The 26,952-nt window shown below is 63.1% G+C and carries 25 protein-coding genes; 18 read left to right on the forward strand and 7 right to left on the reverse strand.

All coding sequences use genetic code 11. The features are described 5' to 3' along the window. The first annotated feature begins 3 nt into the window (after window positions 1-3). From mtnK to ABIB06_RS18780, 7 genes are all read left to right on the forward strand, one after another. Complete coding sequence (mtnK, locus tag ABIB06_RS18750) at window positions 4-1,290, forward strand: S-methyl-5-thioribose kinase (protein ID WP_354049579.1); 1,287 nt, start codon at window positions 4-6, stop codon at window positions 1,288-1,290. A 132-nt stretch (window positions 1,291-1,422) separates the two neighbouring features. Then, the gene (locus ABIB06_RS18755; protein WP_354049578.1) at window positions 1,423-3,012 is read left to right on the forward strand and encodes an ABC transporter substrate-binding protein; all 1,590 of its coding nucleotides are present in this window, start codon (window positions 1,423-1,425) and stop codon (window positions 3,010-3,012) included. Between the two features lie 60 nt (window positions 3,013-3,072). Next, window positions 3,073-3,996, forward strand: coding sequence for an ABC transporter permease (locus ABIB06_RS18760; RefSeq protein WP_354049663.1), 924 nt, complete (start codon window positions 3,073-3,075; stop codon window positions 3,994-3,996). Continuing rightward, window positions 3,993-4,814, forward strand: coding sequence for an ABC transporter permease (locus ABIB06_RS18765; protein ID WP_247349296.1), 822 nt, complete (start codon window positions 3,993-3,995; stop codon window positions 4,812-4,814). The genes ABIB06_RS18760 and ABIB06_RS18765 overlap by 4 nt, the downstream gene beginning before the upstream one ends. Then, window positions 4,811-5,791, forward strand: coding sequence for an ABC transporter ATP-binding protein (locus tag ABIB06_RS18770; protein ID WP_354049577.1), 981 nt, complete (start codon window positions 4,811-4,813; stop codon window positions 5,789-5,791). Before ABIB06_RS18765 ends, ABIB06_RS18770 begins: the two co-directional genes overlap by 4 nt. Beyond that, a complete protein-coding gene (locus ABIB06_RS18775) occupies window positions 5,784-6,821 on the forward strand; it encodes an ABC transporter ATP-binding protein (protein WP_354049576.1) in 1,038 nt (345 codons plus the stop codon). The genes ABIB06_RS18770 and ABIB06_RS18775 overlap by 8 nt, the downstream gene beginning before the upstream one ends. Window positions 6,822-7,026: 205 nt before the next feature. Continuing rightward, the gene (locus ABIB06_RS18780) at window positions 7,027-7,245 is read left to right on the forward strand and encodes a hypothetical protein (protein WP_247349293.1); all 219 of its coding nucleotides are present in this window, start codon (window positions 7,027-7,029) and stop codon (window positions 7,243-7,245) included. A 111-nt stretch (window positions 7,246-7,356) separates the two neighbouring features. Here the strand turns inward: ABIB06_RS18780 and ABIB06_RS18785 are convergent, their stop codons facing one another. The 3 genes from ABIB06_RS18785 to ABIB06_RS18795 form a co-directional block, all read right to left on the reverse strand. After that, window positions 7,357-7,938 (reverse strand): TetR/AcrR family transcriptional regulator, encoded by a 582-nt coding sequence (locus tag ABIB06_RS18785; RefSeq protein WP_247447343.1) that lies wholly within the window; start codon window positions 7,936-7,938, stop codon window positions 7,357-7,359. A 73-nt stretch (window positions 7,939-8,011) separates the two neighbouring features. After that, window positions 8,012-9,469: an amidase family protein gene (locus ABIB06_RS18790; protein ID WP_354049575.1), complete on the reverse strand. Its 1,458-nt coding sequence runs from the start codon at window positions 9,467-9,469 to the stop codon at window positions 8,012-8,014. Window positions 9,470-10,052: 583 nt separating this feature from the next. Further along, the gene (locus tag ABIB06_RS18795; RefSeq protein WP_354049574.1) at window positions 10,053-10,676 is read right to left on the reverse strand and encodes a LysR family transcriptional regulator; all 624 of its coding nucleotides are present in this window, start codon (window positions 10,674-10,676) and stop codon (window positions 10,053-10,055) included. A 128-nt stretch (window positions 10,677-10,804) separates the two neighbouring features. Here ABIB06_RS18795 and ABIB06_RS18800 point away from each other — a divergent pair, with 128 nt between their 5' ends. Together ABIB06_RS18800 and ABIB06_RS18805 are read left to right on the forward strand one after the other, a co-directional pair. Next, the gene (locus ABIB06_RS18800; protein WP_354049573.1) at window positions 10,805-11,197 is read left to right on the forward strand and encodes a RidA family protein; all 393 of its coding nucleotides are present in this window, start codon (window positions 10,805-10,807) and stop codon (window positions 11,195-11,197) included. A 39-nt stretch (window positions 11,198-11,236) separates the two neighbouring features. After that, complete coding sequence (locus ABIB06_RS18805; RefSeq protein ID WP_354049572.1) at window positions 11,237-11,941, forward strand: L-2-amino-thiazoline-4-carboxylic acid hydrolase; 705 nt, start codon at window positions 11,237-11,239, stop codon at window positions 11,939-11,941. Window positions 11,942-12,264: 323 nt separating this feature from the next. Here ABIB06_RS18805 and ABIB06_RS18810 read toward each other — a convergent pair whose 3' ends face one another. The 4 genes from ABIB06_RS18810 to ABIB06_RS18825 form a co-directional block, all read right to left on the reverse strand. After that, window positions 12,265-13,293 carry an ABC transporter permease gene (locus ABIB06_RS18810; protein WP_354049571.1) on the reverse strand — a complete coding sequence of 343 codons (1,029 nt, stop codon included), beginning with the start codon at window positions 13,291-13,293 and terminating at the stop codon, window positions 12,265-12,267. A 12-nt stretch (window positions 13,294-13,305) separates the two neighbouring features. Then, window positions 13,306-14,808, reverse strand: a complete 1,503-nt coding sequence (locus ABIB06_RS18815; RefSeq protein ID WP_354049570.1) for a sugar ABC transporter ATP-binding protein — start codon at window positions 14,806-14,808, stop codon at window positions 13,306-13,308. A 6-nt stretch (window positions 14,809-14,814) separates the two neighbouring features. After that, window positions 14,815-15,837, reverse strand: a complete 1,023-nt coding sequence (locus ABIB06_RS18820) for a sugar ABC transporter substrate-binding protein (RefSeq protein WP_247349284.1) — start codon at window positions 15,835-15,837, stop codon at window positions 14,815-14,817. Window positions 15,838-15,972: 135 nt separating this feature from the next. Further along, the gene (locus ABIB06_RS18825) at window positions 15,973-16,377 is read right to left on the reverse strand and encodes a globin (protein ID WP_354049569.1); all 405 of its coding nucleotides are present in this window, start codon (window positions 16,375-16,377) and stop codon (window positions 15,973-15,975) included. A 478-nt stretch (window positions 16,378-16,855) separates the two neighbouring features. Here ABIB06_RS18825 and ABIB06_RS18830 point away from each other — a divergent pair, with 478 nt between their 5' ends. The 9 genes from ABIB06_RS18830 (at window position 16,856) to ABIB06_RS18870 (ending at window position 26,948) form a co-directional block, all read left to right on the forward strand. Continuing rightward, window positions 16,856-17,230, forward strand: a complete 375-nt coding sequence (locus ABIB06_RS18830) for a DUF2946 domain-containing protein (protein WP_247447351.1) — start codon at window positions 16,856-16,858, stop codon at window positions 17,228-17,230. A gap of 84 nt (window positions 17,231-17,314) precedes the next feature. Next, complete coding sequence (locus ABIB06_RS18835; protein WP_354049568.1) at window positions 17,315-19,726, forward strand: TonB-dependent receptor family protein; 2,412 nt, start codon at window positions 17,315-17,317, stop codon at window positions 19,724-19,726. Between the two features lie 26 nt (window positions 19,727-19,752). Continuing rightward, window positions 19,753-20,964 carry a sialidase family protein gene (locus ABIB06_RS18840; RefSeq protein WP_354049567.1) on the forward strand — a complete coding sequence of 404 codons (1,212 nt, stop codon included), beginning with the start codon at window positions 19,753-19,755 and terminating at the stop codon, window positions 20,962-20,964. Beyond that, window positions 20,961-21,458 (forward strand): TlpA family protein disulfide reductase, encoded by a 498-nt coding sequence (locus ABIB06_RS18845; protein ID WP_354049662.1) that lies wholly within the window; start codon window positions 20,961-20,963, stop codon window positions 21,456-21,458. The genes ABIB06_RS18840 and ABIB06_RS18845 overlap by 4 nt, the downstream gene beginning before the upstream one ends. Window positions 21,459-21,486: 28 nt before the next feature. Further along, the gene (locus ABIB06_RS18850; RefSeq protein ID WP_354049566.1) at window positions 21,487-22,008 is read left to right on the forward strand and encodes a copper chaperone PCu(A)C; all 522 of its coding nucleotides are present in this window, start codon (window positions 21,487-21,489) and stop codon (window positions 22,006-22,008) included. A gap of 32 nt (window positions 22,009-22,040) precedes the next feature. Beyond that, window positions 22,041-22,559 carry a YcnI family copper-binding membrane protein gene (locus ABIB06_RS18855; RefSeq protein WP_354049565.1) on the forward strand — a complete coding sequence of 173 codons (519 nt, stop codon included), beginning with the start codon at window positions 22,041-22,043 and terminating at the stop codon, window positions 22,557-22,559. Further along, window positions 22,559-24,121 carry a copper resistance CopC/CopD family protein gene (locus ABIB06_RS18860; protein ID WP_354049564.1) on the forward strand — a complete coding sequence of 521 codons (1,563 nt, stop codon included), beginning with the start codon at window positions 22,559-22,561 and terminating at the stop codon, window positions 24,119-24,121. Before ABIB06_RS18855 ends, ABIB06_RS18860 begins: the two co-directional genes overlap by 1 nt. Before the next feature lie 154 nt (window positions 24,122-24,275). Further along, window positions 24,276-25,595, forward strand: coding sequence for a proline--tRNA ligase (gene proS, locus ABIB06_RS18865; protein ID WP_247349275.1), 1,320 nt, complete (start codon window positions 24,276-24,278; stop codon window positions 25,593-25,595). Window positions 25,596-25,679: 84 nt separating this feature from the next. Further along, window positions 25,680-26,948 carry a lipoprotein-releasing ABC transporter permease subunit gene (locus tag ABIB06_RS18870; protein WP_456649699.1) on the forward strand — a complete coding sequence of 423 codons (1,269 nt, stop codon included), beginning with the start codon at window positions 25,680-25,682 and terminating at the stop codon, window positions 26,946-26,948. Window positions 26,949-26,952 lie beyond the last annotated feature (4 nt).

Below are 26,952 nucleotides of genomic sequence, written 5' to 3' on the forward strand. Positions count from 1 at the left end.
GTCATGGCGCAGGCGGAGGGGTACCGGATTCTGCATGAGGCTGACTTGCGGGACTATCTCGCAGGCGTTCCGGACCTCAAGGCGCTTCTCGGCGGCGAGGCTGCCTCCTGGTCGATCACCGAAGTCGGCGACGGCAATCTCAATCTCGTCTTTATCGTGAAGGGCGGCCGCAGCGGTGTCGCCGTGAAGCAGGCGCTGCCCTATGTCCGCCTCGTCGGCGAGAGCTGGCCGCTGCCGCTGTCCCGGGCCCATTACGAATATCTCGCTCTGTCCCGGCAGGCCCAGCTCGCGCCCGGCCTCGTGCCGGCATTGCTGCATCACGACGAGGCGCTGGCGCTGACGGTGATGGAGCTGCTCGAGCCCCACATCATCATGCGCAAGGGGATGGTCGCGGGAACGCAATATCCGGGCTTCGCCAGTGACATCACCACCTTCATGGCCCGGACCTTGTTCTTCACCTCCGACCTCGCGCTGTCGGCGGCCGACAAGAAGGAGGCCATCGCAGCCTTCGCCGGCAACCATGCGCTGTGCAAGATCACAGAGGATTTGATCTTCACCGATCCGTACCGCGTGGCCGTACAGAACCACTGGACCGTGCCCTACCTCAACACACTAGCCGCGAGCCTGCGTGCTGATTTGGAATTGCATATCGCGATCTCCCGGCTGAAGCTGAAATTCATGGCGAGCCCCGAGGCGCTGATCCACGGGGACCTTCACACCGGCTCGGTCATGGTGACGGAGGGCCAAACGCGGGTGATCGATCCCGAGTTCGCGTTCTATGGTCCGATGGGGTTTGATGTCGGCGCTGTGCTGGCAAACCTGCTGATGGCCTATTTCGCGTCATCAGGCCACGAGCGCTCGCCGGGGGACCGCCGCGCCTTTGAAGGCTGGGTGCTCGAGACCGTCGAGCAGGTCTGGAACGAGTTCGCCCGCAAATTCCTCGACCTCTGGCGCGCTGGCGCGGCGGGAGATGCCTACCCGGCCTCGCTCTTCGCAGGAGAGAAGGGCGCCGCGCGGCTTGAGGCCGAGCGGCAGGCCTACATGCAGCGGCTGTTCGCCGACACGGTCGGCTTCGCCGCAGCAAAAACCATCCGCCGCATCTTCGGTCTCGCCCACAATATCGATTTCGAGCTGATCGAGGATCCGCGCAGGCGCGCGATCAGCGAAGCACGCGCCGTGAGGCTGGCAAGGACGATGATGCTGGAGGCGGGGGCATTTCCGACCATTGCGGACGTCACTGCTGCAGCGCGAAAATTGCGCGACTGGCAGCCGGAGTTCGCGACTGGCTAGGGCACGTACTCACAAATCGGCGGGGCCCGAGCGCTACGCTCGCATACGTCAACCCCTTCAAGGCGCTTGCGCTCGACGTGCCGTGGATGGTCAACTCTCGAACCGGAGCACGCCTGCGTTGTTGGGGGACACATGATCTTCAGGATAGTGGCAATCGTCGCTGGTTTTGGACTGGCGCTCGTCGCCTCGGCGGAGGCCCAGACTCCGCGCAAGGGCGGAACCATCCGCATGACCGCGCCTTATGGTTCGAGCTTCACAAGCCTGGACATTCACACGACGCAGCGCGCCCAGGACGAAATCTACGCCAAGGCCCTGCACCGGTCGCTCTACATCTGGAATTCCACGGAAGGCAAGCCGGTTCTGGAGCTTGCCAGGGAGGACGTTGTCTCGGGCGGAGGTCTCGTTCACACCTTCAAGCTGCGCGACGACGCCTATTTCCACAACGGCCGCAAGATGACGGCCGACGACGTCATCTGGACCTACAACCGCATCATGGACGGCACCAAGGCTTATCCCGGCGCGCGCTATGTCCGCGTGATCGAGGGCGCGGCCGCGGTCGAGAAGGGCCAGGCCAAGGAAATCTCCGGCCTGAAGAAGATCGACGACTTCACACTTGAGATGAAGCTGACCGAGAAAGTCGATCCAGGCTTCTACTTCTGGAACGCGATAACTTCGATCTATCCCGCCGACGAAGCCGCCAAGGAGAGCTTTCTCCAGAAGCCGATCGGTCTTGGGCCCTTCAAGTTCGTCGAGCACGTGCCGGGATCGCGCATCGTTCTGGAGCGGTGGGACCGGTTCTACAAGCCCGGCAAACCCTACGCTGACAAGATCATCGTGTCGGTCATGGGCGAGGCCGCGGCACGCGATGTCGCCTTCCGCAACAAGGAGATCGACACCTCGGTGCTGGGACCTGCGCAGTATGTGGCCTATCAGAACGATGCCGACCTCAAGGGCACCGTCGTCGAGGTCGCCGAGGTGTTTACGCGCTACATGGGGATGAACCCCGCGTTCAAGCCGTTCGCCGACAAGCGGGTCCGGCAGGCGATCAACTATGCGATCGACACCGACCTGATCATCAACAAGCTGGTCAAGGGCAAGGCCTATCGCGCCACCAGCTGGCTGCCGCTGACCTCTCCCGCCTACGACAAGACCATGAAGCCCTACGCCTTTGATCCCGCCAAGGCCAAGCAGCTGCTCGCCGACGCCGGCTATCCCTCGGGCTTCGAATTCGAATGGACCACCAGCCAGAATGAAAGCTGGGGTCTGCCGATCGTTTCGGCCGTCATCCCGATGCTGGACAAGGTCGGCATCAAGGTGAAAGTCAAGCAGGTCGAGACCGCGGTGCTGGCGGAGGTGGTTCGCAGCGGCGATTACCAGGCCTTCATCTATTCCCAGGCGAGCGGCCCGGATCCGCAGGCCGCCCTCAAATGCTTCCACTCGGCGACGCCGCAACCAGCCTGCAACTACATGAACTTCAAAAATGCCGACTTCGACAAGATGGTCGACGAAGCAGGGCAGGCCGACGATCCCGCCAAGCGCGCCCAGCTGCTGCAAAAGGCCAACGCCCTGCTCTACGAAGAGGCGCCGGTCTGGTTCTTCAACTACAACAAGGCGGTCATGGCGGTGCAGCCGTGGCTCAAGGGGATTCAGCTGAACGCGACGGAGCTGACCCATCAGAACGTCGAAGACCTCTGGGTCGACGAGACCTCGCCCGCGAAGTGATACGCGCTCTCGCGCTCCCTCCATCGCGACGAACGATGGAGGGAGAGAGGAAAAGTGCCGATGCTCCCCTTCCTGTTCCGTCGTCTCCTGCAAACCATTCCGACCGTGCTCGCCGTCGTGCTGCTGGTCTTCGTGCTGTTCAGCGTCGTTCCCGGCAGCATCGTCTCGTCCATGAGCGACGACAGCGATCCACAGGTCGAGCTGCGCATGAAGAAGCAGCTCGGCCTCGACGATCCCGTCTATGTGCGGTTCCGCGCCTACATCGCCAAGCTCGCGACAGGTGATTTCGGAACATCGTTCCGGACCCGCGAACCTGTCACGACCATGATCGCCAAACGGATGTGGCCGACGCTGCAACTCATCTTCGCCGCCATGGCACTTGCCGTCGTGATCGGCGTGCCGCTGGGCTTCATCGCAGCGCTGAAGCCTGGCGGCATCGTCGACACGCTCGCAATGGTCGTGGCGGTCTCGGGCCTTTCGATCGCCAAATTCTGGCTTGGACTGGTGCTGATGTACTTCTTTGCGTTGAAGCTCGGCTGGCTGCCGAGTTTCGGCTATGGTGATGGCGGACTGAAATATCTGATCCTTCCGGCCGTGACGCTCGGCGTCTCGCCGATGGCGCTGTTCGCACGGACGACACGCGCTGCGGTCCTCGAGATCATGACCGCAGATTTCGTGCGCACTGCGCGCTCGAAGGGCATGAGCGAGACACGGGTCGTGAAGTGGCACGTGATGCGCAATGCGCTTGTCATCATTCTCACCACCGTCGGCCTGCAGTTCGGCGCGTTGATGGGGCAGGCGGTGGTCGTCGAGAAATTGTACTCCTGGCCCGGCATCGGCTCGCTGCTGGTCGACAGTGTCCTGCAGCGCGACATTCCGGCCGTCCAAGGATCCATTCTCGTGGTGGTGCTGGCCTTTCTCGCGATCAATCTGCTGATCGACCTGCTCTACGGCGTGATCGATCCCAGGATCAGATACGCATGAAGCTGCGCGCCAATCTCATCATCGGCGGCGCGCTGTTCGCGCTCGCCATCCTGGTCGGCCTGCTCGCGCCCTGGCTGGCCCATACCGATCCCGTCATGGACGCCAATTTGTTGAATGCGGAAGAGCCCCCGAGCTGGACCTGGTGGTTCGGCACCGACGACCAGGGCCGCGACATCTATTCCCGCGTCGTCTACGGCGCGCGCGTCTCGCTGACGGTCGGCATCGTCTCGCAGCTCATCAACAGCGTCATCGGCGTCGCGCTGGGCCTGAGCGCCGGCTATTGGGGCGGCTGGTGGGACGATGTCGTCAACGGCCTGACCAACGTCATGCTCGCGATCCCATCGCTGATCTTCGCGCTGGCCATCATGGCGGTACTTGGTCCCGGCCTGACTAGCCTGCTAATCGCACTCGGCTTGACCAACTGGTCTTTCACGTGCCGGATCGCACGGGCCTCGGCGCTGTCGCTCAGGAGCCAGGGCTATGTGCAGGCCGCGACCGTGCTCGGCTACGGTGATTTGCGCATCATGACCACGCAGCTGCTGCCGAACATGCTCGGACCGATCGTCGTCATCGGCACGCTCGGCATGGGCAGCGCGGTCCTGTCCGAAGCCGCATTGTCGTTCCTCGGCCTCGGCGTGCGCCCGCCGTTTCCGAGCTGGGGCAGCATGTTGTCGGATGCCCGCGACCAGATCACGACGGCACCGTGGCTCTCGGTCTTTCCCGGTCTTGCCATCTTCCTGACGGTGCTCGGCCTCAATTTGCTCGGCGACGGGTTGCGCGACATTCTCGATCCACAATCGCGGAGCCGGCGCACATGACCGGGCCGCCGCTGATCGAGGTCGAGGATTTGCGTATCGATCTCAACGATGGATCGAGGCGCGTTGCGGCGGTCGAGGGCATTTCATTCCGCATCGATCGCGGCGAGACATTCGGCCTTGTCGGCGAATCCGGCTGCGGCAAGAGCATCACGGCGCTCGCTTTGATCGGCCTGTTGCGGCAGCCGTTGTCGATCGGCGGCGGCGCCATCCGGTTCGAGGGCAGGGAGATCCAGCAACTTTCAGCCGGCAGGCAACGGGAGCTGCGCGGCAATCGCATCGCCATGATCTTCCAGGAGCCGATGACGGCGTTGAACCCGGTGTCGCCCGTGGGCCGGCAGATCGCCGAGATGTTCGTGCTGCACAAGGGCAAGAGCTGGCGGGAAGCCAACCAGCTGGCAGTCGAGGCGCTGGCGAGCGTCCGCGTCCCCGCGCCGGAGCGACGCGTGAAGGATTACCCGCACCAGCTGTCAGGCGGCATGCGTCAGCGCGTGATGATCGCCATTGCGCTCGCATGCGGTCCGGATCTCCTGATCGCCGACGAGCCGACAACGGCACTCGACGTGACCGTGCAAGCCGAGATCATCGAGCTGATGCGGAATTTATGCGCCGAGAGAGGAACGGCAATCCTGATGATCAGCCACGATCTCGGCCTGGTCGCCAATGTCTGTCGCCGCGTGGCCGTAATGTATGCCGGCCGCATCGTCGAGGAGCGCGGCTCGGCCGATATCTTCCGGGCGCCCTCGCATCCCTATACGCGAGGCCTGGTGGCCTCGCTGCCGCGGCTCGGCAGCCGCGCCGCGCTTGGCCGCACCAGGCTGAAGGAGATCGCGGGCGTCGTGCCGGCCATCACGAATTTCCCGGATGGCTGCCGGTTCAATCCGCGCTGCGCGCATGCGACCGATATTTGCCGGACCACCGTGCCGGGAACGGATTTGCTGGAGGCCGGCGGTCTGGTCAGGTGTCATCACCATGCATGAGCCGCAGGGAAGGCCAGACGACGATGTCATTCTCAGCGTCGAGGATCTTGCGGTCCATTTTCCGCTCGGAGGCGGCCTGCTGGGGCGCGGCCGTCGGCTGCTCCGCGCCGTCGACGGTGTCGATCTCAGGCTGAAGCGGGGCGAATGCCTCGGCCTCGTCGGCGAGTCCGGCTCCGGCAAGTCGACGGTCGCATTGTCGATCCTTGGTCTCCAGACCCCGACGCGCGGCCGCATCGTGGTGGACGGGCAGATCGTGACGGGCCGGCCATCCGGCGATCGAAAGGCGCTGGCCCGCATCGTGCAAATGGTGTTTCAGGACCCCTACGCCTCGCTCAATCCACGCCAGACCGTTCGTCGCACGCTGGAAGATCCCCTGCGCGTGCATGGCGTGACCGCCGCAAGCGAGATCGGGGACCGCGTTGCGATCATGCTGCGGCATGTGGGCCTGCGGCCCGAACAGGCCGACCGCTACCCGCATGAATTCTCCGGCGGCCAGCGCCAGCGCATCGGCATCGCGCGCGCCCTGATCCTCAATCCCAAAATCGTCATCTGCGACGAGCCCGTGTCGGCGCTGGATGTCTCGATCCGTGCGCAGATCATCAATCTGCTGCTGGAACTGAAGGAAACGCTCGGCTTGTCGTTCATCATGATCAGCCACGACCTCGGCGTGGTCGAACACATGAGCGACAGGGTCGCCGTGATGTATCTCGGCCGCATCGTCGAGAACGGCGACTGGCGCGAAATCTTCGAACGGCCCGCGCACCCCTATACGCAAGCCCTGATCGCCGCCATCCCCGATCCCCTGCACCATGCACCGCTCGCGACGACAGGCGGCGACCTTCCCAATCCCCTCAATCCGCCGAACGGATGCGCGTTTAGTCCGCGTTGTCGCTACGCCGAGGACGTATGTCGGAGCGAGCCCGGTCCGGTGCTGGAAACGCGAGCCGACGGGCATGAGGTCCGGTGCTGGCGTGCTGACGAGATTGTTGGTCAGACGCAATTGGCTTCGACCGAGGGCGGGCATCCCTAAGGATGAAAGGCGCGTCCGTCGTGCTCAAAAGCGTCGCTCTAGTGGCCCGCTAGTTACTTCCGGTCTGTCCTGACAGCCTGACGATTTGGGGCCCGCCCATGGGCAATCGCGTGGGGTTGATTCTTGGGGCGGTCCAATCGCATATCGCCCTATTTTCATGTGTGCTACCAGATTGGATAGCAAAATGTAGCAGGAAAGGCAGATCATGACTGATGATCAGGTCAATCTCGTCGTTCAGCACCTTTGCGAGCAATTGCACTTGGCGTTCCGATTGAAGGGCAGCGAAGCACATCCACCAAACGCCAAGGATATTGGATTCGATCCGGCCTCTGTGAGAACCGTATTGCTGACCGGCTTGCGCTCGGCGGGTGTCACGACCCACCACGAGGCGGTCGGGAAGAGCGAAGAGCCGCCATGGTCCTAAACACAAAACGCGGGACAGAAGCCTCGCGCCAATGTCTCAGTTGGGTCAGGAGCGGACCTCGGGGATTTGAGGGATAACAATGGAAAAGCTAAGCCGTTCCGGCCTTCTAATTTATGAAGACGGAGTTCGTGCCAAGTGCAACGCGGCCTCAACGCCGCCTTCCAGGATCTGCTCCGCCCGGGCACCATCGGGCACGGCCCGCGCGAACTGGAGGGTGCCGACCATGAGGCCGAAGATGGCCGTCGCGCGGCGGCCACTCGCTGCAGAACCGGCGTCAGGAAGCAGTGCCGCGAGAGTCGAAACGTAGCTTCGCAGTCCTTTCTCGTAGTCTCGCCGCGTGGACAGGGGCTGGCGGGAGATTTCGGGGAGCAACGCCGCTGAGGGGCACCCACCCGCCGGGTCATCGAGGTGAGCGCGGTTCAGGTACCTCCGGATCGCGCCCTCAAGGTCCAGGCCATTCCGCTGATCCTCATCGAGGCGATGTTGCTGGTCGGCGAGTGCGCTCCCCAGCGCCTCGCGAACGAGCGCGTCTTTGGATTCGAAGTGAGGAGAGAATGCCCCTTTGGTCAGGGCGGCTTCGCCCATGATCCCGGCGATCCCGGCGGCGGAGATGCCGTCTCGGCGCACACACTTCGACGCCACATCGACGATGTGCCGTCGCGTCGCTGCCTTATGACCTTTCTCGAAACGCATCTTCTCTCCACTCCACTATATCCCGCAACCGTTAGGCAGCAGCTTCGCCAAGCGAGGGGCCAAGGCCACGGCGTCAGATCGCAGTCGACTTGGCGCCCAAGACGCCTTCGATGCCGCGGGCAAGGTTCAGAAGCGCCCGGTCGCTCCCCAAGGGAGCGTCCAGTTCAAGACCAATCGGTAGCCCAGCGCGAGACAAGCCGACGGGAAGGCTGATACCCGGTAGCCCCACGCTGCTCGCCGACACGGTGTGGTTCGCCAAAGCGAGGTAGCTGACTTCCTGCCCCGCGATATGGACGGTCGACTGCTCCTCGATCAAAGGCGCCGTGCAGGGCGTGGTCGGTTGCAAAATGACCAGCGCCCCATGAGAGACGAACGCCGTGTTGAGGCGGCGCTGGATTTCCGGCCGGCTCACGTCGAGCGCCGTCCGATAGGCCTCTGCCGAGGTAGAACCTGCACCACCCGGCAGTACGATGTGCCCCCACGCCTGCCGAAGTTGGGGCTTAAGGCCGTCGTAAATGGCCTCGAACGTGGTCGGAATGTCATGGCGGCGAAGAAACTGCGAAATTGCGCCCATCGTCTCATGAGCGAAGATGCCCCATGTCGTGGTTTGGACGAGGGAGTTGAAATCGTCGCCAAGGTCTACTTCAATGACCTCGGCGCCGGCGTCCTGCAGTTGCCGAACCACCTCGCGGAAGCGGGTCTCGACTTCCGAATCCACCAGATCCAGGAACTGTCGCGGCGCGAAGGCCAGCCGGACTCCCTTCAGGCCATAGCCGCCGTCGGAGGACTCGTCACCAGTCACGACCTGATCCACCAGAATGCAGTCCTCAACGCTTCGGGTGAATACCCCCGTCGTGTCGAGCGTATGGGAGATCGGCGCAACGCCGTAGCGCGGCCAACGCCCGGTGGTTGGCTTGAATCCCACGACGCCACAGAACGATGCGGGCACCCGAATTGACCCAACGGTGTCACCGCCCAAGGACGCGGGAACGAGGCCGGCGGCCACCGATGCGGCAGAGCCGCTCGAGGAGCCGCCGGACACGCGATCTCGTGCGTGCGGATTATTCACCTGGCCGTAACGTGCGTTGTGACCGGTCAAACCGTAAGACATTTCGACGAGGTTATTCTTGCCGAAGATCAAGGCGCCCGCACCCTTAATGGCTCGTACAGCGTCCGCATCTTCGCGCGGTACGAAGTGAGCGAGGCTATCGAGACCTAGGCTAGTAGGCAGCCCTTTCGTCAAATAGCTATCCTTCACCCCGAGCGGCACGCCAAGCAGCGAGGCCGCCGATCCGGCCGCACGCGCTTTGTCCGCATCCCTCGCGGCCGCCAGCACGGCGGCCTGGTCGATGGTGATGAAGGCGTTGAGATCGGCAAGCAACTGGGCGCGCTGCAGAAGCGCCGCGGTATAGGCCTCCGACGTGATCTCGCCGTTACGAACCGCTGCTGCGGCGGCTGCGAGCCCAAGAAAGGTGATATCTGGGGTTGCTTGCGATGCGATGTGGCGTGAAGTGGCAACGGTGTCGTCCATGAAATCCTCGCGAGGAGCTGAGAAGCAGCATCTCACTCCCGCCGAGGGAGGCGCAGATGAATGCCATTACGATCATAATATAACATTACGATCGTACTTCAATGGCCATTCTCGCGGCAATGCCGCGTCACCGAACACATAAGCGTGAGGCGTTAATGCGCGACCGATGAAGCCAGCAAACACCGTTCCGACGAGGGACCGTTAGCGAGCGCAGGGCTCCGACACGCTATTTCTCGAGCAATCCGGCGCGCGCGACTGCCCGCCTAGTGCCGCCGCAATCGGCGGCGTCTAGTCAAGCACATGACTTCTGCTTTGGGTCATGAACGACAAAGCTCGAACCGAGCACCATAGGTCTGCTTTCGGGCAAATTGCCACCAATCCGCTCGGTAGCAGGCTGGGTTGATCCTGACCGCCGAGCCGTCATTCAAGCTCCCGATGAGGAGGCGAGTGCGGCTCGAACGACCGAGCTGGGCTTGAGCTTAGCGCTCGCCAGACATGCGATCGCCGCGTGATGATGTTCTGATCCTGTTTTGCCCGACCTGTCCAACGTCGTCGCGGCGAGACTATGGATTGCCAGTCGAGCCTATCGTCTGATGCCGACCAGACGAGGGCGGCGGTTTGCGAGCGGATTCTCGGCCGGCAGGCCACGCAGCCACGCGCGAAAACTGACGATCTCGGGACAATCCGCGGTGCCCTCAGGCGCGATCAGCCAATCGCCCAAGCCGGATCCCGCATCGACCCGGTCGCAGCGATAGCCCGGATGGCGGCCGAGACCCCGGGCGATCAGCAGGTCGACCTTGCCCTCGACCAATTCGTGCAGGCCGGCGGGCTGGAGCACCCGCAAACCGATCTCCGCATGCGCGCCGCGAAACTCCGCCAATTCGAGGCGACGCAGGTCGAAACTGCCATGAACGCCCAACTGCAGCAGTACCGCACCCGCCGGTTTCAATTGCGAGGTCGCCTCCGCGATGTGGCGAAAGCCTTCGGAGACCCCGGGCAGATAGGCCTGACCGGCCGCGGTGAGGATGAGCTGCTTATGCAGCCGCTCGAACAGCTGCACGCCGAGGCGCGCCTCCAGCGCTTTCACCTGCTGCCCCACGGCGGCGGGCGTCACGTGCAGCTCGTAGCCGGCCAGCTTGAAGCTGAGATGGCGGGCAGCGGCTTCGAAGGCTCGGAGCGCGTTGAGGGGTGGAAGGGTGTAGGTCATCGTGCTCCACTTTGACACTGATGGGCCGCGGCCTTGCAATAGATTTTCTTGCGTTGAACCGCAGCAACAATGCTTTGCACGGCGGCGATGTCGCCGCATAGGGTCGGCCCGCAATCCGGAGAAACCCTATGCCGCCAGTTCACGTCGTCAGCCATAATCCCGCAACGGTCCATGCTCCCGCCGGTGGTTACAGCTTGGGAGTTGAATTGACGCAGCACCGCCGCCTCTTGTTCATCAGCGGCCAGGTGCCTGAGAGAACCGACGGCACCGTGCCCGATGGTTTCGAGGCGCAATGCGAGCAGGCCTGGCGCAACGTGATGGAGGTGCTCGCCGCCGCAGGCCTTGGCGTCGAGCATCTGGTGAAGGTGACCACGTTCCTGACCGACCGCAATCAGGTCGTGACCAACCGCACCATTCGTTGCGCGGTGCTCGGGGAACACCAGCCCGCGCTGACGGTCGTGATCGTCGAGACCGTCGACAGCAAATGGCTGCTGGAGATCGAGGCGATCGCCGCGGAATGAAACCGACTTCGCGAATGAACCAATCATATCGAGCGTCCAATGGCTGAAAACATGCATCCCTTCTACGAGACTTATCGGAGCGCTATGGAAGCGGCCATGCGCCAGCGGCTCGACCTTGCCTATGCGATGTTGCGCGAGCGCGCGCATCTCACCGAGATCGACGGGATCAGGCAGGAGGTGATGGACGAATTCGAGATCGTGCTCACACAGATGCCCTATGTCGGCGGCGCGGCCAGTCGCATGAGCGATTTCTTCATGCGCCTGATGGGCTTCATGGCCATCAGTCGGGTACTGTGGCGGCACGGCGTGCCGCTGCCTGTGATCGGCGAGATCGAGCGGGAAACCTACAGGGCGCAATTGCTGACCGTATCAGAAGCGGAACGTCTCGCCTCGGGGCGTCAATTCATGTCGCCGGAGAACCAGGCTTTGCTGCGCGAGCAGGCGGCCACAAGCATGACTGACAGCCATCAGAACGAGTTTCCGGAAGATTTCGCCTACGATTTCGTCGAGCCGGGTCCGAAAGACAATTTCGAGTTCGGGATCAACTACAAGGCCTGCGGCTTCTGCAAATTCGCGGCGCGCCATGGCGACAAGGACATTCTGCCGAACATCTGCGGACTCGATTTCGTCGCCTACGCAGCGCGAGGCATCCGGCTGGAAAGGACACAGACGTTAGCGGGCGGTGCGAGCCACTGCAATTTCCGATTCTCGCAGCTCGCGCTGGAAGAGAAGTCGGACAGTTAAGCCGCGTTCGCATGCTCGGCGATCGAGGGGAGGCTGGATTGCCCTGCTGTCACATCGTCATTGCGAGCGTAGCGAAGCAATCCAGAATCTTTCCGTGGCGGCAGTCTGGATTGCTTCGCTGCGCTCGCAATGACGGAACTTGAGCGTGACTCTGAGTCCACCGACGCCAAGCGCCACAATGACATCGTGCGCCTGTTTTGCCCGACGAGTCAAACGTCGGCGCGGTCGCAATCACGCAATTGCGAATATTGTAAGCGGCTGAACTTCCTCACAGTTTCTACTGTGCATGGGGTCGTTTTCGCGCTTTTTGTTTTGATGGCTGTCTACTCCGCCGCCTTTTCCCTCAGCCGCTGCGCGTAGACGTTGATGATCAGGGCCAAGAGCAGGATCAGGCCGCGGATCAGGATCTTCAAAAAGCTGTCGATGTTGACGTGGTCGAGGCCGTTGTTGAGCACGCCAAGCACGAACAGCCCGACGATGGTGTTGCCGATGCCGCCGCGGCCGCCGAACAGGCTGGTGCCGCCGACGACGACGGCGGCGATGGAGTCGAGCAGGTAAGTGTCGAATTCGTTCTGCTGCGCGCTGCCGAAATGAGCGACACCGAGCATGCCGCCGATGCCGGAGCAGACCGCCGAGATCACCATCACCGCGCCGAGAATGAGCTTGACGTTGAGGCCGGCATATTCGGCGGCCTCGCGATTTCCCCCGACCATGTAGACGTAGCGGCCGAAGCGCGTGTAGGTCAGCACCAGATGGCCGCCGAGCAGCATGATCGCGGCGACGATGACGATCCAGGGAATGCCGCCGATCGATCCGGAGCCGAGCGTGGTGATCACGTCAGGCACCTTGTAGGCGATCTGGCCGCGCACCAGCAGCGCGGAGATGCCGGCCGCGATCTGCATCATCGCCAAAGTCATGATGAAGGAGGGGATGCCGATCACGGTCAGGCCCAGCGCATTGACGAGGCCGAGAGCCGCGCAGAGCAGAATGGCCAGCAAGATCGCCGCAGCGCCGGGGAGGGGAATGTTGGGAATGTTGACGTAGGATTCTTGAACCGTGAAGTAGGCGACCGCGATGCCGGTGACGTTGGCGATGCTGGCGATCGAGAGGTCGATCTCCGCGCAGAGGATCACGAAGGTGAGGCCGACGGCGATGACGCCCGTGACCGACACCTGCGTCAGGATGTTGCCGAGATTGTCCAGCGTCGCGAAGGAGGGGCTGGCGAGGGCGAAGAAGCCGGACAGGAAAATCAGCGTCAGGAACGGCGCGATGTTGCGCATCTGCGAGCGCAGGAAGGGTGCTAACCCGCGCGCCCGTTGCCTCGCCGCCGGTGCCGTCTCACTGCTCGCCATGGTGCTTCTCCGTCACGCCGCTTCCAGCAGGCGGTCCTTGCTGACCGGCTCGTTCCTGAATTCCCGCACCAATGCGCCGCGCTTGAGCACGAGGATGCGGTCGGCCAGCGACAGCACCGTTTCCGGCTCGGTCGACAGCACGATGATCGCGAGCCCTTTGGCGCGGAGGTCGCGGACGATGTTGATGACGTCGTTCTTGGCGCCGACATCCATGCCGCGGGTCGGCTCGCACAGCACCAGCAGTTTTGGCGGATAGGTCAGCCATTTCGCCAGCGCGACCTTCTGCTGGTTGCCGCCGGAGAGCATGCCGAGATCGAGGCCGACCACCGGCGGCCTGATCTGCAGTTGCTCGACCTGACGCTGGGCGATATCGCGCTCCTGCGCCGGCTTGAGCAGCAGCGCCGAGATGCGATCGAGAATGCTGATCGAGATGTTCTTGTAGACCGGCTCCTGGTGGAACAGCATCGCGCGCCGGCTCTCCGGCACCAGCGCCACGCCCGCGCGCCGCGCCGCTGCCGTGCTGGCGAAGGTCTTGGGCTTGCCCTCGACGGCGAGCGTGCCGGCATCCGGCTTCAGCTTGCCGAACAATATGCGCGACAGCTCCTGCTGGCCGCAGCCCATGAAGCCGTAGATTCCCAGCACTTCGCCGGCACGCGCCTCGAAGGAGATGTCCTTCAAGCTGCGGGCCAGCGACAGCTGATCGACCTTCAGGACCACCGAGCTGTCGCTCGGCCGCGGCAGCATCAGATCGTCGCTATAGCTGTGCTCGAGCGCTTCACCGCCGCGGCCGATCATGGCCTCGATCAGCGCGCCCTTGCTGGTCGCAGCGCTTGCCGTCTCCGCGACCTTTCGCCCGTTGCGGAACACGGTCACCGTGTCGGACACGCGCAAGATGTCCTCGATGAAATGCGAGATGAAGACGATTGCCGTGCCTTCCGCGCGCAGGCGCCGCAGCGTTGCGAACAGCCGTTCGACCTCGGGCGGGGAAAGAGCGGAGGTCGGCTCGTCCAGGATGACGATGCGCGCGCCGGAGAACAGCACGCGCGCGATCTCGATCAATTGCTGAAGCCCGATCGGGAGGTCGCCGAGCCTGCTCATCGGATCGACGTCGATGCCGAAGCGGGCGAGCTGTTCGCCGGCCTCGCGCGCCATGCGCCGCCATTGTACCAGGCCGAGCCGGTTGGTCGGCTGGTTGCCCAAAAACACGTTCTCGGCGACCGTGAGGTCGGGGGCGACAGATAGCTCCTGGTGCACCATGGCGATGCCGGCGGAGTGCGCATCGCGGGCCGAGCGGAAATGCGTCTCCTGTCCGTCGATCAGGAAGCGGCCGGAGAATTCGGTGTGCACGCCGGCGATGATCTTCATCAGCGTGCTTTTTCCCGCGCCGTTCTCGCCGACGAGACCATGGATCTCGCCGGGTGAGAGCGCAAAATCGACACCACGAAGCGCTTCGACGCCGCCGAAGCTCTTCGTGATGCCCTGCAATTCCAGGATGGGCTGGTGTCCCTCAGGCATGGAGGGTCAGATCAGGAAGTGATCCTCCATCCACTGCATGCCGGGTGCGTTGGCCTTGGTCACGACCGGACCGTCGGTGACGACGTTCTTGGGAATGCCCTGTCCACTCTTCTCCCCGCCGACCACGGCGGAGACGCCCGCGACGATCGCGCCGCCATGGATGCGGCAGGACGGATTGCGCACGGTGGCGAACATGCGGCCTTCGCTGACCGCCTGGATCGCCGGCGGCATCGCATCCACGCCGCCGATCAGGATATTGGTGCGGCCCCGCGCTTTCATGATGTTGGCGGCGGCAAGCGCCATGTCGTCATTGTGGAAGAACGCTGCGTCGATCTGCGGGTACTTCGTCAGATAGGTTTCCCAGAGACGTGCGGTCTTCGACACATCCCAGTCGGCCGGCTGGGTGTCGAGCACCTCGATGCCAGGGAATTGCTTCACGACATTGTTGAAGCCTTTGGCACGGCCCTGCGCGCCGGTATGGCCGAGCGCGCCCTGCGTCATGATGATCTTGCCCTTGCCGCCCATGGCGTTGCACAGCGCCTGCGTCACGGACGCGCCCATGAACTCGTTGTCGGGGGCGAGGAAAGAGTGGACGTTGATCTGGTCGAGAGGGGCAATCAGCGTGTCCATGTCGATCACGGGCGTGCCGGCGTCGATCATCTTCTGCACGGGCTGGGTGAGGGTGCCGATGCCAAAAGCCTGGATGGCGACGAAATCCCATTTCTGCGAGGCCATGTTGTCGATCGCCGCGCGCTGCTTCACCGCATCGAGCTGGCCGTCGAACCAGGTGACCTCGACGTTGAACAGCTTGCCCCAGAACTCCGCGGCCTGCTTGCCCTGCGCGCACCAGGTCGCCTGGAGGCCCGCATTGGAGAACGCCGCCTTCAGCGGCTTCTCGCTTCGTCCGACTTCGGCTGCAAGGGCGGGGTTTATGCCCATGCCGCCGAGGATGGCAGCCCCGGCGCCGGCGGTTGCCGCCGCTTGAAGAAGATCGCGCCTCGTCGTCGAGAAATCTTTCGTCCCGGACATCGCTCGCTCCCATATATTTATCGTCGGCGCGTCATTGATTGCGCGACCGATACGGAAAGTGTCTCACAAGAGTTGATGCCACTCAATCTGCAATCACGCGAGATCGCCGCAACCGGTGTTGGTGCAGCGCAAGCGTCAGGCCTGAACGGCGGCGAATGCGTCGATCTCGATGAGCAGTCGGTCCCAGGCCTGCGCGACATCCGGCGACCATTCATCGCCGAGCAACCCGCGCAGCGTATCCCTGATCACGGCAAAGAAGGCGATGAACAGCTCGCGCGGCGTGCCGTAGCTATCGTGCGAGGCGACCTCGCACGCGATCAGCCGGAAATGCCCGCAACGATCACCGGCGAAGTCGAGAATCGCCTCGATCGTCAGCGCGAGCATCGATCCCATCACGAGCTCGCTGCCTTGCGTGCGGAACATCGCCCGCGTTTCGGGATGCTCTTCGAACAGACGTTGATAGACGAGCGGCGTGAGATCCGCGCAGCGCAAGGCCGCGAGTTCAAAGCCCTGTTCGATCGGATTGGGAGAATTATTCACCGCCTGTGGCCATGCAGACAAAAAAAGAGCGGGGCCCTAGCCCCGCTCGAAAATTGTGTCGACCCTATTATCCCCGATTCTAAGATTTGATCTTGATTGGCGGGGCGACGCTGCGTTTTGCGCGTCAGGGGCTCCTCCCGAGACTTGGACCACCAGACTTCGACCTCACGGCCAGCCTGAGCAAGAGGGATGCTAGATCAACTTTTCTCACTTGTCATCATTTTCGGCAACGAATGTTCAAAATTCGAGCAATTAACGAAATGATCGGGCTTCCGGTCTTGTAAGCATATGACAAATATAAGAAATCTGTGGACGGGGCAGGGTTGCGGGACTGCCTAGAATGCCGCAGATCCCTCTCGTGGGGCGGCCCGACCACAGTTCTCCAGAAATTTGCGCTGGACCACGAAGGCCGCGGAACCGGCCTCGACTCGGCTCTCCGCGCGGTGTTTAGTTGGTAGACGAACGAATGGTTCGGCGGATGCGCGCACGGCTGCAAAAATTCTTACCCTTGGTCCTGCTCGCTTTGGCGATGCAGGTGCTGGCGCCGATCGCTGCCTGTTTGGCGGCCGGCCAGGCCATGGCCAATCCGCTTTCTGCAGCCGTCATCTGCCACAGCCCGAGCGAGCAGGGCGGCCTGAGCGACCAGAACGGTGCACCGGCCGCGCATGGTGGCGCCTGCGCGCTGTGTTGTCTGGCGCAGGTGGGCGCGTCACCCGATTCGCCGCCGCACGCCGCGCTCTCCATTCCCTTCCGCCACGCCGAACGCGTGGTGTGGCACGTGGCGGATGTATCCGCCGTCGCCGTCTATAGGGACTCAAACGCCCAGGCACGCGCGCCGCCTCAATCTTCCTGACGACCCAAGGTAACGCCGCGGCCCGTCCGCTGGCGATTGATGTTGTCATTGGCCGGCGATAGCTGCCGGCGTCAGGAATGCCCCATGTTACGTTGTCATGCCCGCCGTGGCGTGAGCCTCGTTGCCGTTCAGGCCGCGCTGCTTGCGTCGTCGAGCGGAGTCTTTGCCCAAAACAGCAATACCGTGCTTCCTGCGGTGACCGTTGAGGCGCCGCCGGCCGCCCGGCCCAAACCAGCGGTAACCCGGCCATCACGACTACGCTCCGCTTCGGCGGGCCGCGCGGCGAGGCCTGTTGCGGCGAACGCGAACGTCAGCGCACCGACCCAAAGCAGGACAGTGACTGCCGGTGCAGCCCGAGATGGTCTCAATCAGGCGCCTGCCGGACAGACCGCGACGACCATCGATCGCAGCCAGTTCGACAATCGCCCGTCGTTTTCGGTCAGCGACGTCTTGCGGGATAGTCCGGGCATCTCGATCAAGCAGGGGAATGGCCCCCGCGATTTCGGCATCTCGATTCGCGGCTCCAACGCCCGGAACGGCTTTGGCATCCGCAATCTCGTGATCTTCGACGACGGTTTTCCGGTGACGCAGCCGGACGGCCTGTCGCGGAGCGACCTGATCGATCCCCATGCCTATGGTGCGATCGACGTGATCCGCGGCCCTTCGTCGGCGCTCTACGGCAACTATGCGACCGGCGGCGCGCTCAATTTTCGAACGCGGCGGGGCGGCACGATCGACGGCGTCGAATATGGCGTCGACGGCGGCAGCTACGGTTATCGCAACAACTACCTGGCAGCCGGCAAGAAGGTCGGGAATTTCGAGGGCTCGCTGTTTGCAAGCGACACGCGGGGCGACGGCTACATCGGCAATAGCTGGTTCAACACGCAGACCGTCAATTTCCTCGGAACGCTGAAGGCGACGCCGGACGATCGCTTCACGGTCAAGATCATCAACAACGACCTCAGCGCGCGGCTGCCAATCCGACAGTCGCTGAACCAGTACTATCAAAATCCCTTCCAGCAAGGCTGCGCGACCGGCGCCGCGGCCGCGGCCGGATGCGGTACGGTCACGCTGAACAACAACGGCTTCAACGCGACCGCCGGAACCGACAAGGAGACGGCCGTGCAGGCCGGGCTCGGCCGCAACGACCGCCGCACCATCGTCGGCGGCCGGTGGGAGCACGATTTTGACAACACCACGACCTGGCGCAACCAGTTCGTGTTCGACGACAGGAACATCAGTCAGCCCACCGGCACGACCAGCGCGATCGGCGACTTCCCGTCGTATAATTACATGAGCGATCTCACCAAGCGGGGCGAAATTCTCGGCCTGGAGTCGACCGCGTTCTTTGGCGCTTTCTACAACACCCTGACGGCGTCGAGCGACACCCGAAGCGTGATGCCGGGGGGCAATGCCACGCTTGGCAGGATCACGAACAATCTCTACAGCGAAACGTCGAACTACGGCGTGCGCGCGCGAGAGGAGCTGAGGCTGACACCATCGCTGCTCGCCGTTGCCGGCATCGGCTGGGAGCAAACCGTCCTGAAGGGCATAAACACGGCCTACAGCTACACTGGTCCGACAGGCGTCCTGGATTCTCTGAAGATTACGGCCGCGGACAGGCAGTTCCAGAATACGTCGCCCGAGCTGGCGTTGCTTTATACAGTCAACAGCGAATGGCTGCTCCGGGGACGGGTCGCGACGGGGTACGGCACTCCGCAGGTTTCGAACCTGTTCGTTTTGGCGAGCGGGCTGTCGGGCAACAATACCCAACTCCAGACCCAGAAAAACCTGGGCTACGATCTCGGTTTCGACTGGACACCGAGCAACACGCTCAAGGTCAGCGCGACTGGGTTCTACGAATTTTTCCGCGACGAACTTGTATCGCAGGCAACTCCAGCCAATTCAGCCAACACAAGCTATACATTCAACGCGCCGCGCTCCGAACATCGCGGCATCGAGCTCGCCGCCGACTGGAAGTTCTATCCGGGCTGGCGGTTCATGGCGGCGTACACCTATCTCGACGAGGTCTACACCGAGTATGTGGAGAACTTCACCAATGTCGCGGTGTTCAGCTTCAACCGGGCAGGCAACAAGATCCCCGGAATCTCGCCTAACGAGCTGACGGCCAGGATCGGCTACGACGAATTTGCGGGGCCACTGACGGGGCTGGGAGGTTTTGTCGAAGTCCAGTGGAAGGACTCCTTCTACATGGACAATGCAAATCTGCTGAAAGCGCCAGGTTATGAGCTGGTCAATGTGAACGTCCACTACAAGACCGATCTGGTGTCGGATACCTTCAGATCCCTCAACTTGTTTCTCGAAGTCAGGAACGTGTTCGATCGCACCTACGTTGCGTCGGCAAACAACATCGCCAACACGGTGACCGGGGCCGGCCTTCAAAATCCTGCGAGCGTGCTCGCAAACACAACGGGATCGATCTACGCGGGCTCGCCGCGCACGTTCGTTGCAGGTATGAAGGTGGCGTTTAGATGATCCGGACTCTTGAAGGGAGTAGGGCCATGATCCGAAGTGGCCTCCTCGGCATAGTCGCCCTTGCGTTCTTGCAAGGTACGGCGCTCGCGCAGATGCATACTCAGCATGCCTCCGAAGCGGCCTGTGAGGAGCCCACGTTGCGTTGCGCAACGAAGGCGACGCCTGCATTCGGCCCGGACGGAACGCTGTGGCTCGCCTGGATGGCGGGCGGGCAGGTTTCGGTTGCGAGTTCGCAGGATGCAGGGCGGAGTTTTTCGCCTCCCACCCAGGTCACGACGACGCGGCTCAACCTCGACTGGGGGCCGGATGCCCGGCCGAAGATCGTGGTCGATCGCAAGGGCGGCATCGCCCTCGCATTCTCGATCTTCAGGGACGAGGCATTCAACGGTCAGGTGCTCTACACGCGCTCGGCCGATGGCGGGAGGAGTTTTGCGGAGCTGAAGCCGATCACCGCAAACAATGAGAGCCAGCGTTTTGAGGCGCTGGCGCTCGATCAGGATGGCACTGTCTTCGCGGCCTGGCTTGACAAGCGCAATCGCGTCCCGGCGAAGGAGGCGGGACGGAAGTACGAGGGCGCAGGGCTGTTCTTTGCGTCGTCGCGCGATGGCGGCGCCACCTACGCAGAGGCCGGTCTCGCGCATGACAACACCTGCGAATGCTGCCGATTGGGGTTGGCGTTCGCAGCACCAAGGCGGCCGGTCGTGATCTTCAGGAACATCTTCGAGGGCGGCGTGCGCGATCATGCGGTCATGACCTTCACCGACGTCTCGACGCCAGGTGAAATCCATCGGGTCAGCAATGACGACTGGCAGATCAATGCTTGCCCGCATCACGGGCCGAGCCTCACGGTTGCACCGAACGGGACCTATCACGTCGCCTGGTACACCAACGGGAAGGTGCGAAAGGGATTGTTCTACGCCCACTCGCGCGACGAAGGCCGGACGTTCTCTGCGCCCTTGGCGCTGGGGCGGCCTGATCGCAGTCCGACGCGCCCGTTCGTGCTTGCGGGCCCGGCGGGAACGGTGATGGTCTGGAAAGAGTTCGATGGCGAGAAGACCTCGGTGCAGATGACGATCTCGCACGACGATGGCGAGACGTGGTCGGCACCGAGAACGATATCGAGTACCACCGACACCTCCGACCACCCCTTGCTCGTTTCCAACGGCCGGCAGACCTACCTGTCATGGATGACGAAGGCGGATGGCTATCGTCTCACAGCAATCGAGGACCAGCCATGAGACGTCGATTTGCCGGCCTACTGGGTCTGGGTATCCTGATGGCGTCAGCGTCTGCGCTAGAGGCGGCACCGGTTCTGAAACCGTTCGAGCGCGGCACGTGGCAAAGCTTGCTTAAGGGGCATGCGGGCCGCCCTGCGCTCGTGCATTTCTGGGGCGTAACCTGCGGGCCCTGCAAGGTCGAGCTGCCGCTGCTCGGGCAGTTTGCGAAGGATTATCCCGGGATCGATGTCGTGACGATCAGCGCGGATCTCGTGCCGAACCTGCCGGCGGCGACGCAATCGATGCTCGACAGAGCGGGGCTGTCGTCGACCGAAAACTTCATCTTCAACGACGGCTTTGTCGAGCGTTTGCGGTTCGAGATCGATCCTGCTTGGCAGGGCGACATTCCCCGGACAATGCTCATCTCTCGGGATGGAACCATTACGACGATCGAAGGCTCGGCCGAGATGACCGACCTCGAAAAATGGTCGGCGCAACAGCTCTCCACACACTGAAATTCAATCTGCAAACGGGAAGACCAATATGAAGACCATGTTGAAAGATGTGCTGTTCGCGGCGTTCGCTCTCGCGCTCTGCGCCGCGCCAGCGGTGGCCGACGACGTCAAGGCGGGCGATCTCGTCATCTCGCAGGCGTGGAGCCGGGCGACACCGGGCGGCGCCAAGGTCGCCGGCGGTTATCTGACCATCGAGAACAAGGGCACGACCGCCGACAAGCTGGTCAGCATTTCCGCCGATATCGCGGGGAAGGCTGAGGTCCATGAAATGGCGATGGATAACGGCGTGATGAAGATGCGCCTGCTCAACAAGGGCCTCGTGATCGATCCCGGCAAGACGGTGAAGTTCGCCCCCGGCGGCTACCACCTCATGCTTCAGGAGCTGAAGGGCCCCTTCAAGCAGGGCGACAAGGTGCCGGTGACGCTTCAGTTCGAGAAGGCCGGCAAAGTTGCCGTCTCCCTCGACGTCCAGGGCGTCGGCGCCCAGGCGCCCGGCGATAGCGGGCAGATGATGAAGAAAATGCCTGATCATTCGGGAATGAAGATGTGACGAGCATGATCCGGACCTTCGGGAGACCGAACATGTCGACGCGAATCTGGCTGATTTTTCTGAGCGCATTTGCGGCAACGCCGGCGACCGCGCACGTCTTCCTCGAAGCCAAGCAGGCGACTGTGGGGGGATCGTACAAAGCCGTCTTCGCCGTGCCGCACGGTTGCGCGGGCTCGCCGACGGTGAAGATCCGGGTGCAGATCCCCGAGGGCGTGATCGCGGTGAAGCCGATGCCGAAGGCCGGCTGGAACGTCGATGTCGTCGAGGGCAAATATGCCGGCGAATACGACTATCACGGCACCAAGGTCTCCTCCGGAGTCAAGGAGGTGACTTGGTCCGGCGGCAAGCTGCCGGACAAGAACTATGACGAGTTCGTCATGCACACGGCCCTGACCGAGACGCTCAAGCCGAACACGATTCTGTACTTCCCCGTCGTCCAGGAATGCGAGACCGGCGTCAGCCGCTGGATCGAGATTCCAACGGAGGGAGCGGGGCATTCGCGCGAGGGCAAGTCACCGGCGCCGGGCGTAAAACTCCTGCCAAAACCCTGATGCGCCTGCTCACCGCGCTCGCGACGCTGCTCCTCTTTGTCGGCTTCGCGACCGGCGCCTCGGCGCACGCGGCGCTCGTCGCGGTCGAGCCGCCAAGCGGCAGCATGCTTGCGAGCGCGCCGAAGGCGGTGGAACTGCGCTTCAACGAGGCGGTGACGCCGGGCGCGATCCAAATGATCGACGGCGCGGGCAGGGCGCGGGATGATGTGCGCGTCAGCGCATCGGGCGAGACGATCTCGGTTGCGATGCCGGCGGACCTGCCGCAGGGCACGGCGGTCGTCAGCTATCGCGTGATCTCGCAGGATGGCCATCCCGTCGCGGGATCGGTGATCTTCTCGATCGGCCGGCCGACGGGGACGCAACCTCCGGCAAACGCGGATAGCGGATTGAACGTGCTGATCTGGCTGGCGCGGGTCGGTCTTTATCTTGGCCTGTTCGTCGGCGCCGGCGGCGTGTTCTTTGCGCGCTGGGTTGCGTGGTCGATGACCGGCATGACCGTGCCGCGCATAGCGCTCGCGATCGGCCTTCCGAGCGCGGTTGCGTCCCTTGGTGCGCTGGGTCTCGATCTTCTTGGGCTGCCGCTGGCGGCTCTCGCAACGATTGCTCCTTGGAAAGTCGCATTTGAGACTAGCGCCGGCCCCGCGCTGCTTGTTGCCATCGCTGCGATGCTGTTCGCGTTAATGGCGCTGCGCGGTACGGGGTATGCACGCGCTCTTGCTCTCATCGCCTTCGTCGGCGTCGGTCTGTCGCTCGCCATGACCGGGCACGCTGCTACGGCACCGCCCGAGGCGCTCACGCGGCCTGCTATCTTCCTGCATGGCCTCGCCGTTGCCTTTTGGATTGGCGCGCTCGCCCCGCTCGGTGCACTTGTGTCGAAGTCGCCAGCCGCGGCATTGCCTGTCGTGAACCGCTTTTCCCACATCGCCGTCCCGGTTGTTGGCGTTCTCGCATTGACCGGCCTCGCGCTCGCCTTCGTCCAGCTTGAAAAGCTGTCTGCATTGGTCGAGACCCGCTACGGATTGATCCTCTCGATCAAGCTGGCGCTGGTCCTGGTGCTGCTGGCGCTTGCCGCGCTCAACCGCTTTCGCCTGACCCCGGCGCTCCCCGGGAATCACAAGTCCGCGCCGGCCCTCAAGCGCTCGATCCTGCTCGAATGCGCGATCGCGCTCGGCATCTTTGCCGTCGTCGCGGGCTGGCGCTTCACGCCGCCGCCGCGGACGATCGTTCCGGAGACGCCGCTCGCCATCCACATTCACACCGACAAGGCGATGTTCCAAGTCCTGGTCTCGCCGGGTAAGGCCGGGCTCGACGATTTCGTGCTCCAGCTCATGACCGGCGACGCGACGCCGCTGACCGCCAAGGAAGCGACGTTGACCCTGAGCCTGCCTGAACGGGGCATCGAGCCGATGGAGCGGAACGCTTCGCTAGGACCCGATGGCTACTGGCACGTGCGCAAGGTCGAGCTTCCCTTTGCCGGCCGCTGGCATATGCGGATCGACGCGCTGGTGACCGATTTCGAGATGATCACGCTGGAGGACGAACTCGAGGTGGGGGCGCCCTGAATCCGGCTCTTCGACAGTTCAAGCTGAACCTGAAGTCGACGGAAAAATGACAGGAATTCCGTTGCCTTAGCGGCTTTTCCTCATTCCCGCTCTTGTGTTTTGGCTCCCAATCCGGTTTCACTGCAAGCCGTCACCTGATTCCTCGAGTATTGCCATGCGGTTGTCGCGGTTCTTTCTGCCGATCCTGAAGGAAAATCCGAAAGAGGCGGAAATTGTTTCGCATCGGCTGATGCTGCGCGCCGGCATGATCCGGCAGGAGGCCGCCGGCATCTATGCCTGGCTGCCGCTCGGCTTTCGTGTGCTGAAGAAGATCGAGCAGATCGTGCGCGAGGAGCAGGACCGCTCCGGTGCGCTGGAGCTGTTGATGCCGACGCTCCAACTCGCCGACCTCTGGCGCGAGAGCGGCCGCTACGATGCCTACGGTCCGGAGATGCTGCGCATCGCCGACCGCCACAAGCGTGAGCTGCTGTACGGGCCGACCAACGAGGAAATGATCACCGAGATCTTCCGCGCCTACGTGAAGTCCTATAAGAGCCTGCCGCTCAATCTCTATCATATCCAATGGAAATTCCGCGACGAGCAGCGCCCGCGCTTCGGCGTGATGCGCGGCCGCGAGTTTCTGATGAAGGATGCTTATTCGTTCGACCTCAACGAGGCCGCGGCGCGGGTCGCCTACAACAAGATGTTCGTCGCCTATTTGCGCACCTTCGCGCGGATGGGGCTGAAGGCAATCCCGATGCGGGCCGAGACCGGCCCGATCGGCGGCGATCTCAGCCACGAGTTCATCGTGCTGGCCGAGACCGGCGAATCCGGCGTTTTCATCAATCGCGACGTGCTTGACCTGCCGGTGCCGGGCGAGGACGTCGACTATGAGAGCGATTTGACGCCGATCATCAAGCAATGGACCTCGGTCTATGCGGCGACGGAAGACGTTCACGACGCCGCCCGCTTCGAGCAGGAAGTGCCCGCGGACAAGCGGGTGAACACCCGCGGTATCGAGGTCGGGCAGATCTTCTATTTCGGCACGAAGTATTCCGACGCAATGAAGGCGCTGGTTGCGGGTCCCGACGGTGTCGATGTGCCGATCCACGGCGGCTCCTACGGCGTCGGCGTCTCGCGCCTGCTCGGCGCCATCATCGAGGCCTGCCATGACGATGCCGGCATCAAATGGCCCGAGGCCGTGGCCCCGTTCCGGGTGTCGATTCTCAACCTCAAGCAGGGCGACGCCGCGGTCGATGCGGCCTGCGAGAAGCTCTATGCGGAGCTTTCCGCCAAGGGCGTCGACGTGCTCTACGACGACACCGACCAGCGCGCCGGGGCCAAATTCGCCGCCGCCGACCTGATCGGGATCCCCTGGCAGATCATGATCGGGCCGAAGGGGCTCGCCGACGGCAAGATCGAGTTGAAGCGGCGTGCCGACGGCTCGCGCGAGAATATGTCGCCTGCGGACGTGGTTGCGCGCCTGGCCGGCTGAATAGTGTTCACCGCGCGGTAATGGGCCGGCAATCCGGCCACAATTGACCCCGAATCATGGGATTATCAACCGATGGATGAACCCATGACCAAGACTGTACAGACCGCGCCTTTTGCGCCATTCGAGTGGATGCTGTCGGCGCGCTATTTGCGGGCGCGCCGCAAGGAGGGATTCATCTCGGTCATAGCCGGGTTCTCCTTTCTCGGGATCATGCTGGGGGTGGCGACGCTGATCATCGTCATGGCCGTCATGAACGGCTTCCGCAAGGAACTGCTCGACAAGATCCTGGGGCTCAACGGCCACATCCTGGTCCAGCCGCTGGAATCGCCGCTGACCGACTGGAAGGACGTCGCCGACCGTCTCAGCCAGGTCCAGGGCATCCGGCTCGCCGCGCCCGTGGTGGACGGCCAGGCGTTGGCGTCATCGCCGTGGAACGCCTCCGGCGTCCTGGTGCGCGGCATCCGCTCCGACGACCTCAACAACCTCACCTCGATCGCCAAGAACATCAAGCAAGGCTCGCTCGAGGGTTTTGACGACGGGCAGGGGGTCGCGATCGGCCGGCGCCTCGCTGACCAGTTGTCGCTGCACGCCGGCGACAGCATCACGCTGGTGGCGCCGAAGGGCGCGGTCACCCCGATGGGCACGACGCCGCGCATAAAACCGTACAAGATCGCCGCGGTGTTCGAGATCGGCATGTCCGAGTATGATCTCGGCTTCGTGTTCATGCCGCTCGCGGAGGCGCAGGCCTATTTCAACCGCAGCAACGACGTCACCTCGATCGAGGTCTTCACCACCAATCCGGATCAGATCGTAGCGTTTCGCCAAGCCGTGACGGAGGCCGCGGGCCGGCCGGTGTTCCTAGTCGACTGGCGCCAGCGCAACTCGACCTTCTTCAACGCGCTCCAGGTCGAGCGCAACGTGATGTTCCTGATCCTCACCATGATCGTGCTGGTCGCGGCGCTCAACATCGTCTCCGGCCTGATCATGCTGGTGAAGGACAAAGGCAGCGACATCGCGATCCTGCGCACGATGGGAGCCTCGCAAGGCTCGATCATGCGCATCTTCCTGATCACGGGCGCCTCGATCGGCGTGGTCGGTACGATGGTCGGCTTCTTCGTCGGGCTGGTGATCTGCCTCAACATCGAGTCGATCAGGCAATTCCTGTCCTGGCTGACCAGCACCGAGCTGTTTTCGCCAGAGCTCTATTTCCTGTCGAAGCTGCCCGCCGAGATCGACATCGGCGAGACCTCGGCCGTCGTCATCATGGCGCTGACGCTGTCGTTCCTGGCGACGCTGTATCCGTCCTGGCGGGCCGCACGCCTCGATCCCGTCGAAGCGCTGCGGTACGAGTGAGGGG

Source organism: Bradyrhizobium sp. LB8.2 (assembly GCF_040548035.1).
In the GTDB taxonomy this organism is placed as follows: Bacteria; Pseudomonadota; Alphaproteobacteria; order Rhizobiales; family Xanthobacteraceae; genus Bradyrhizobium.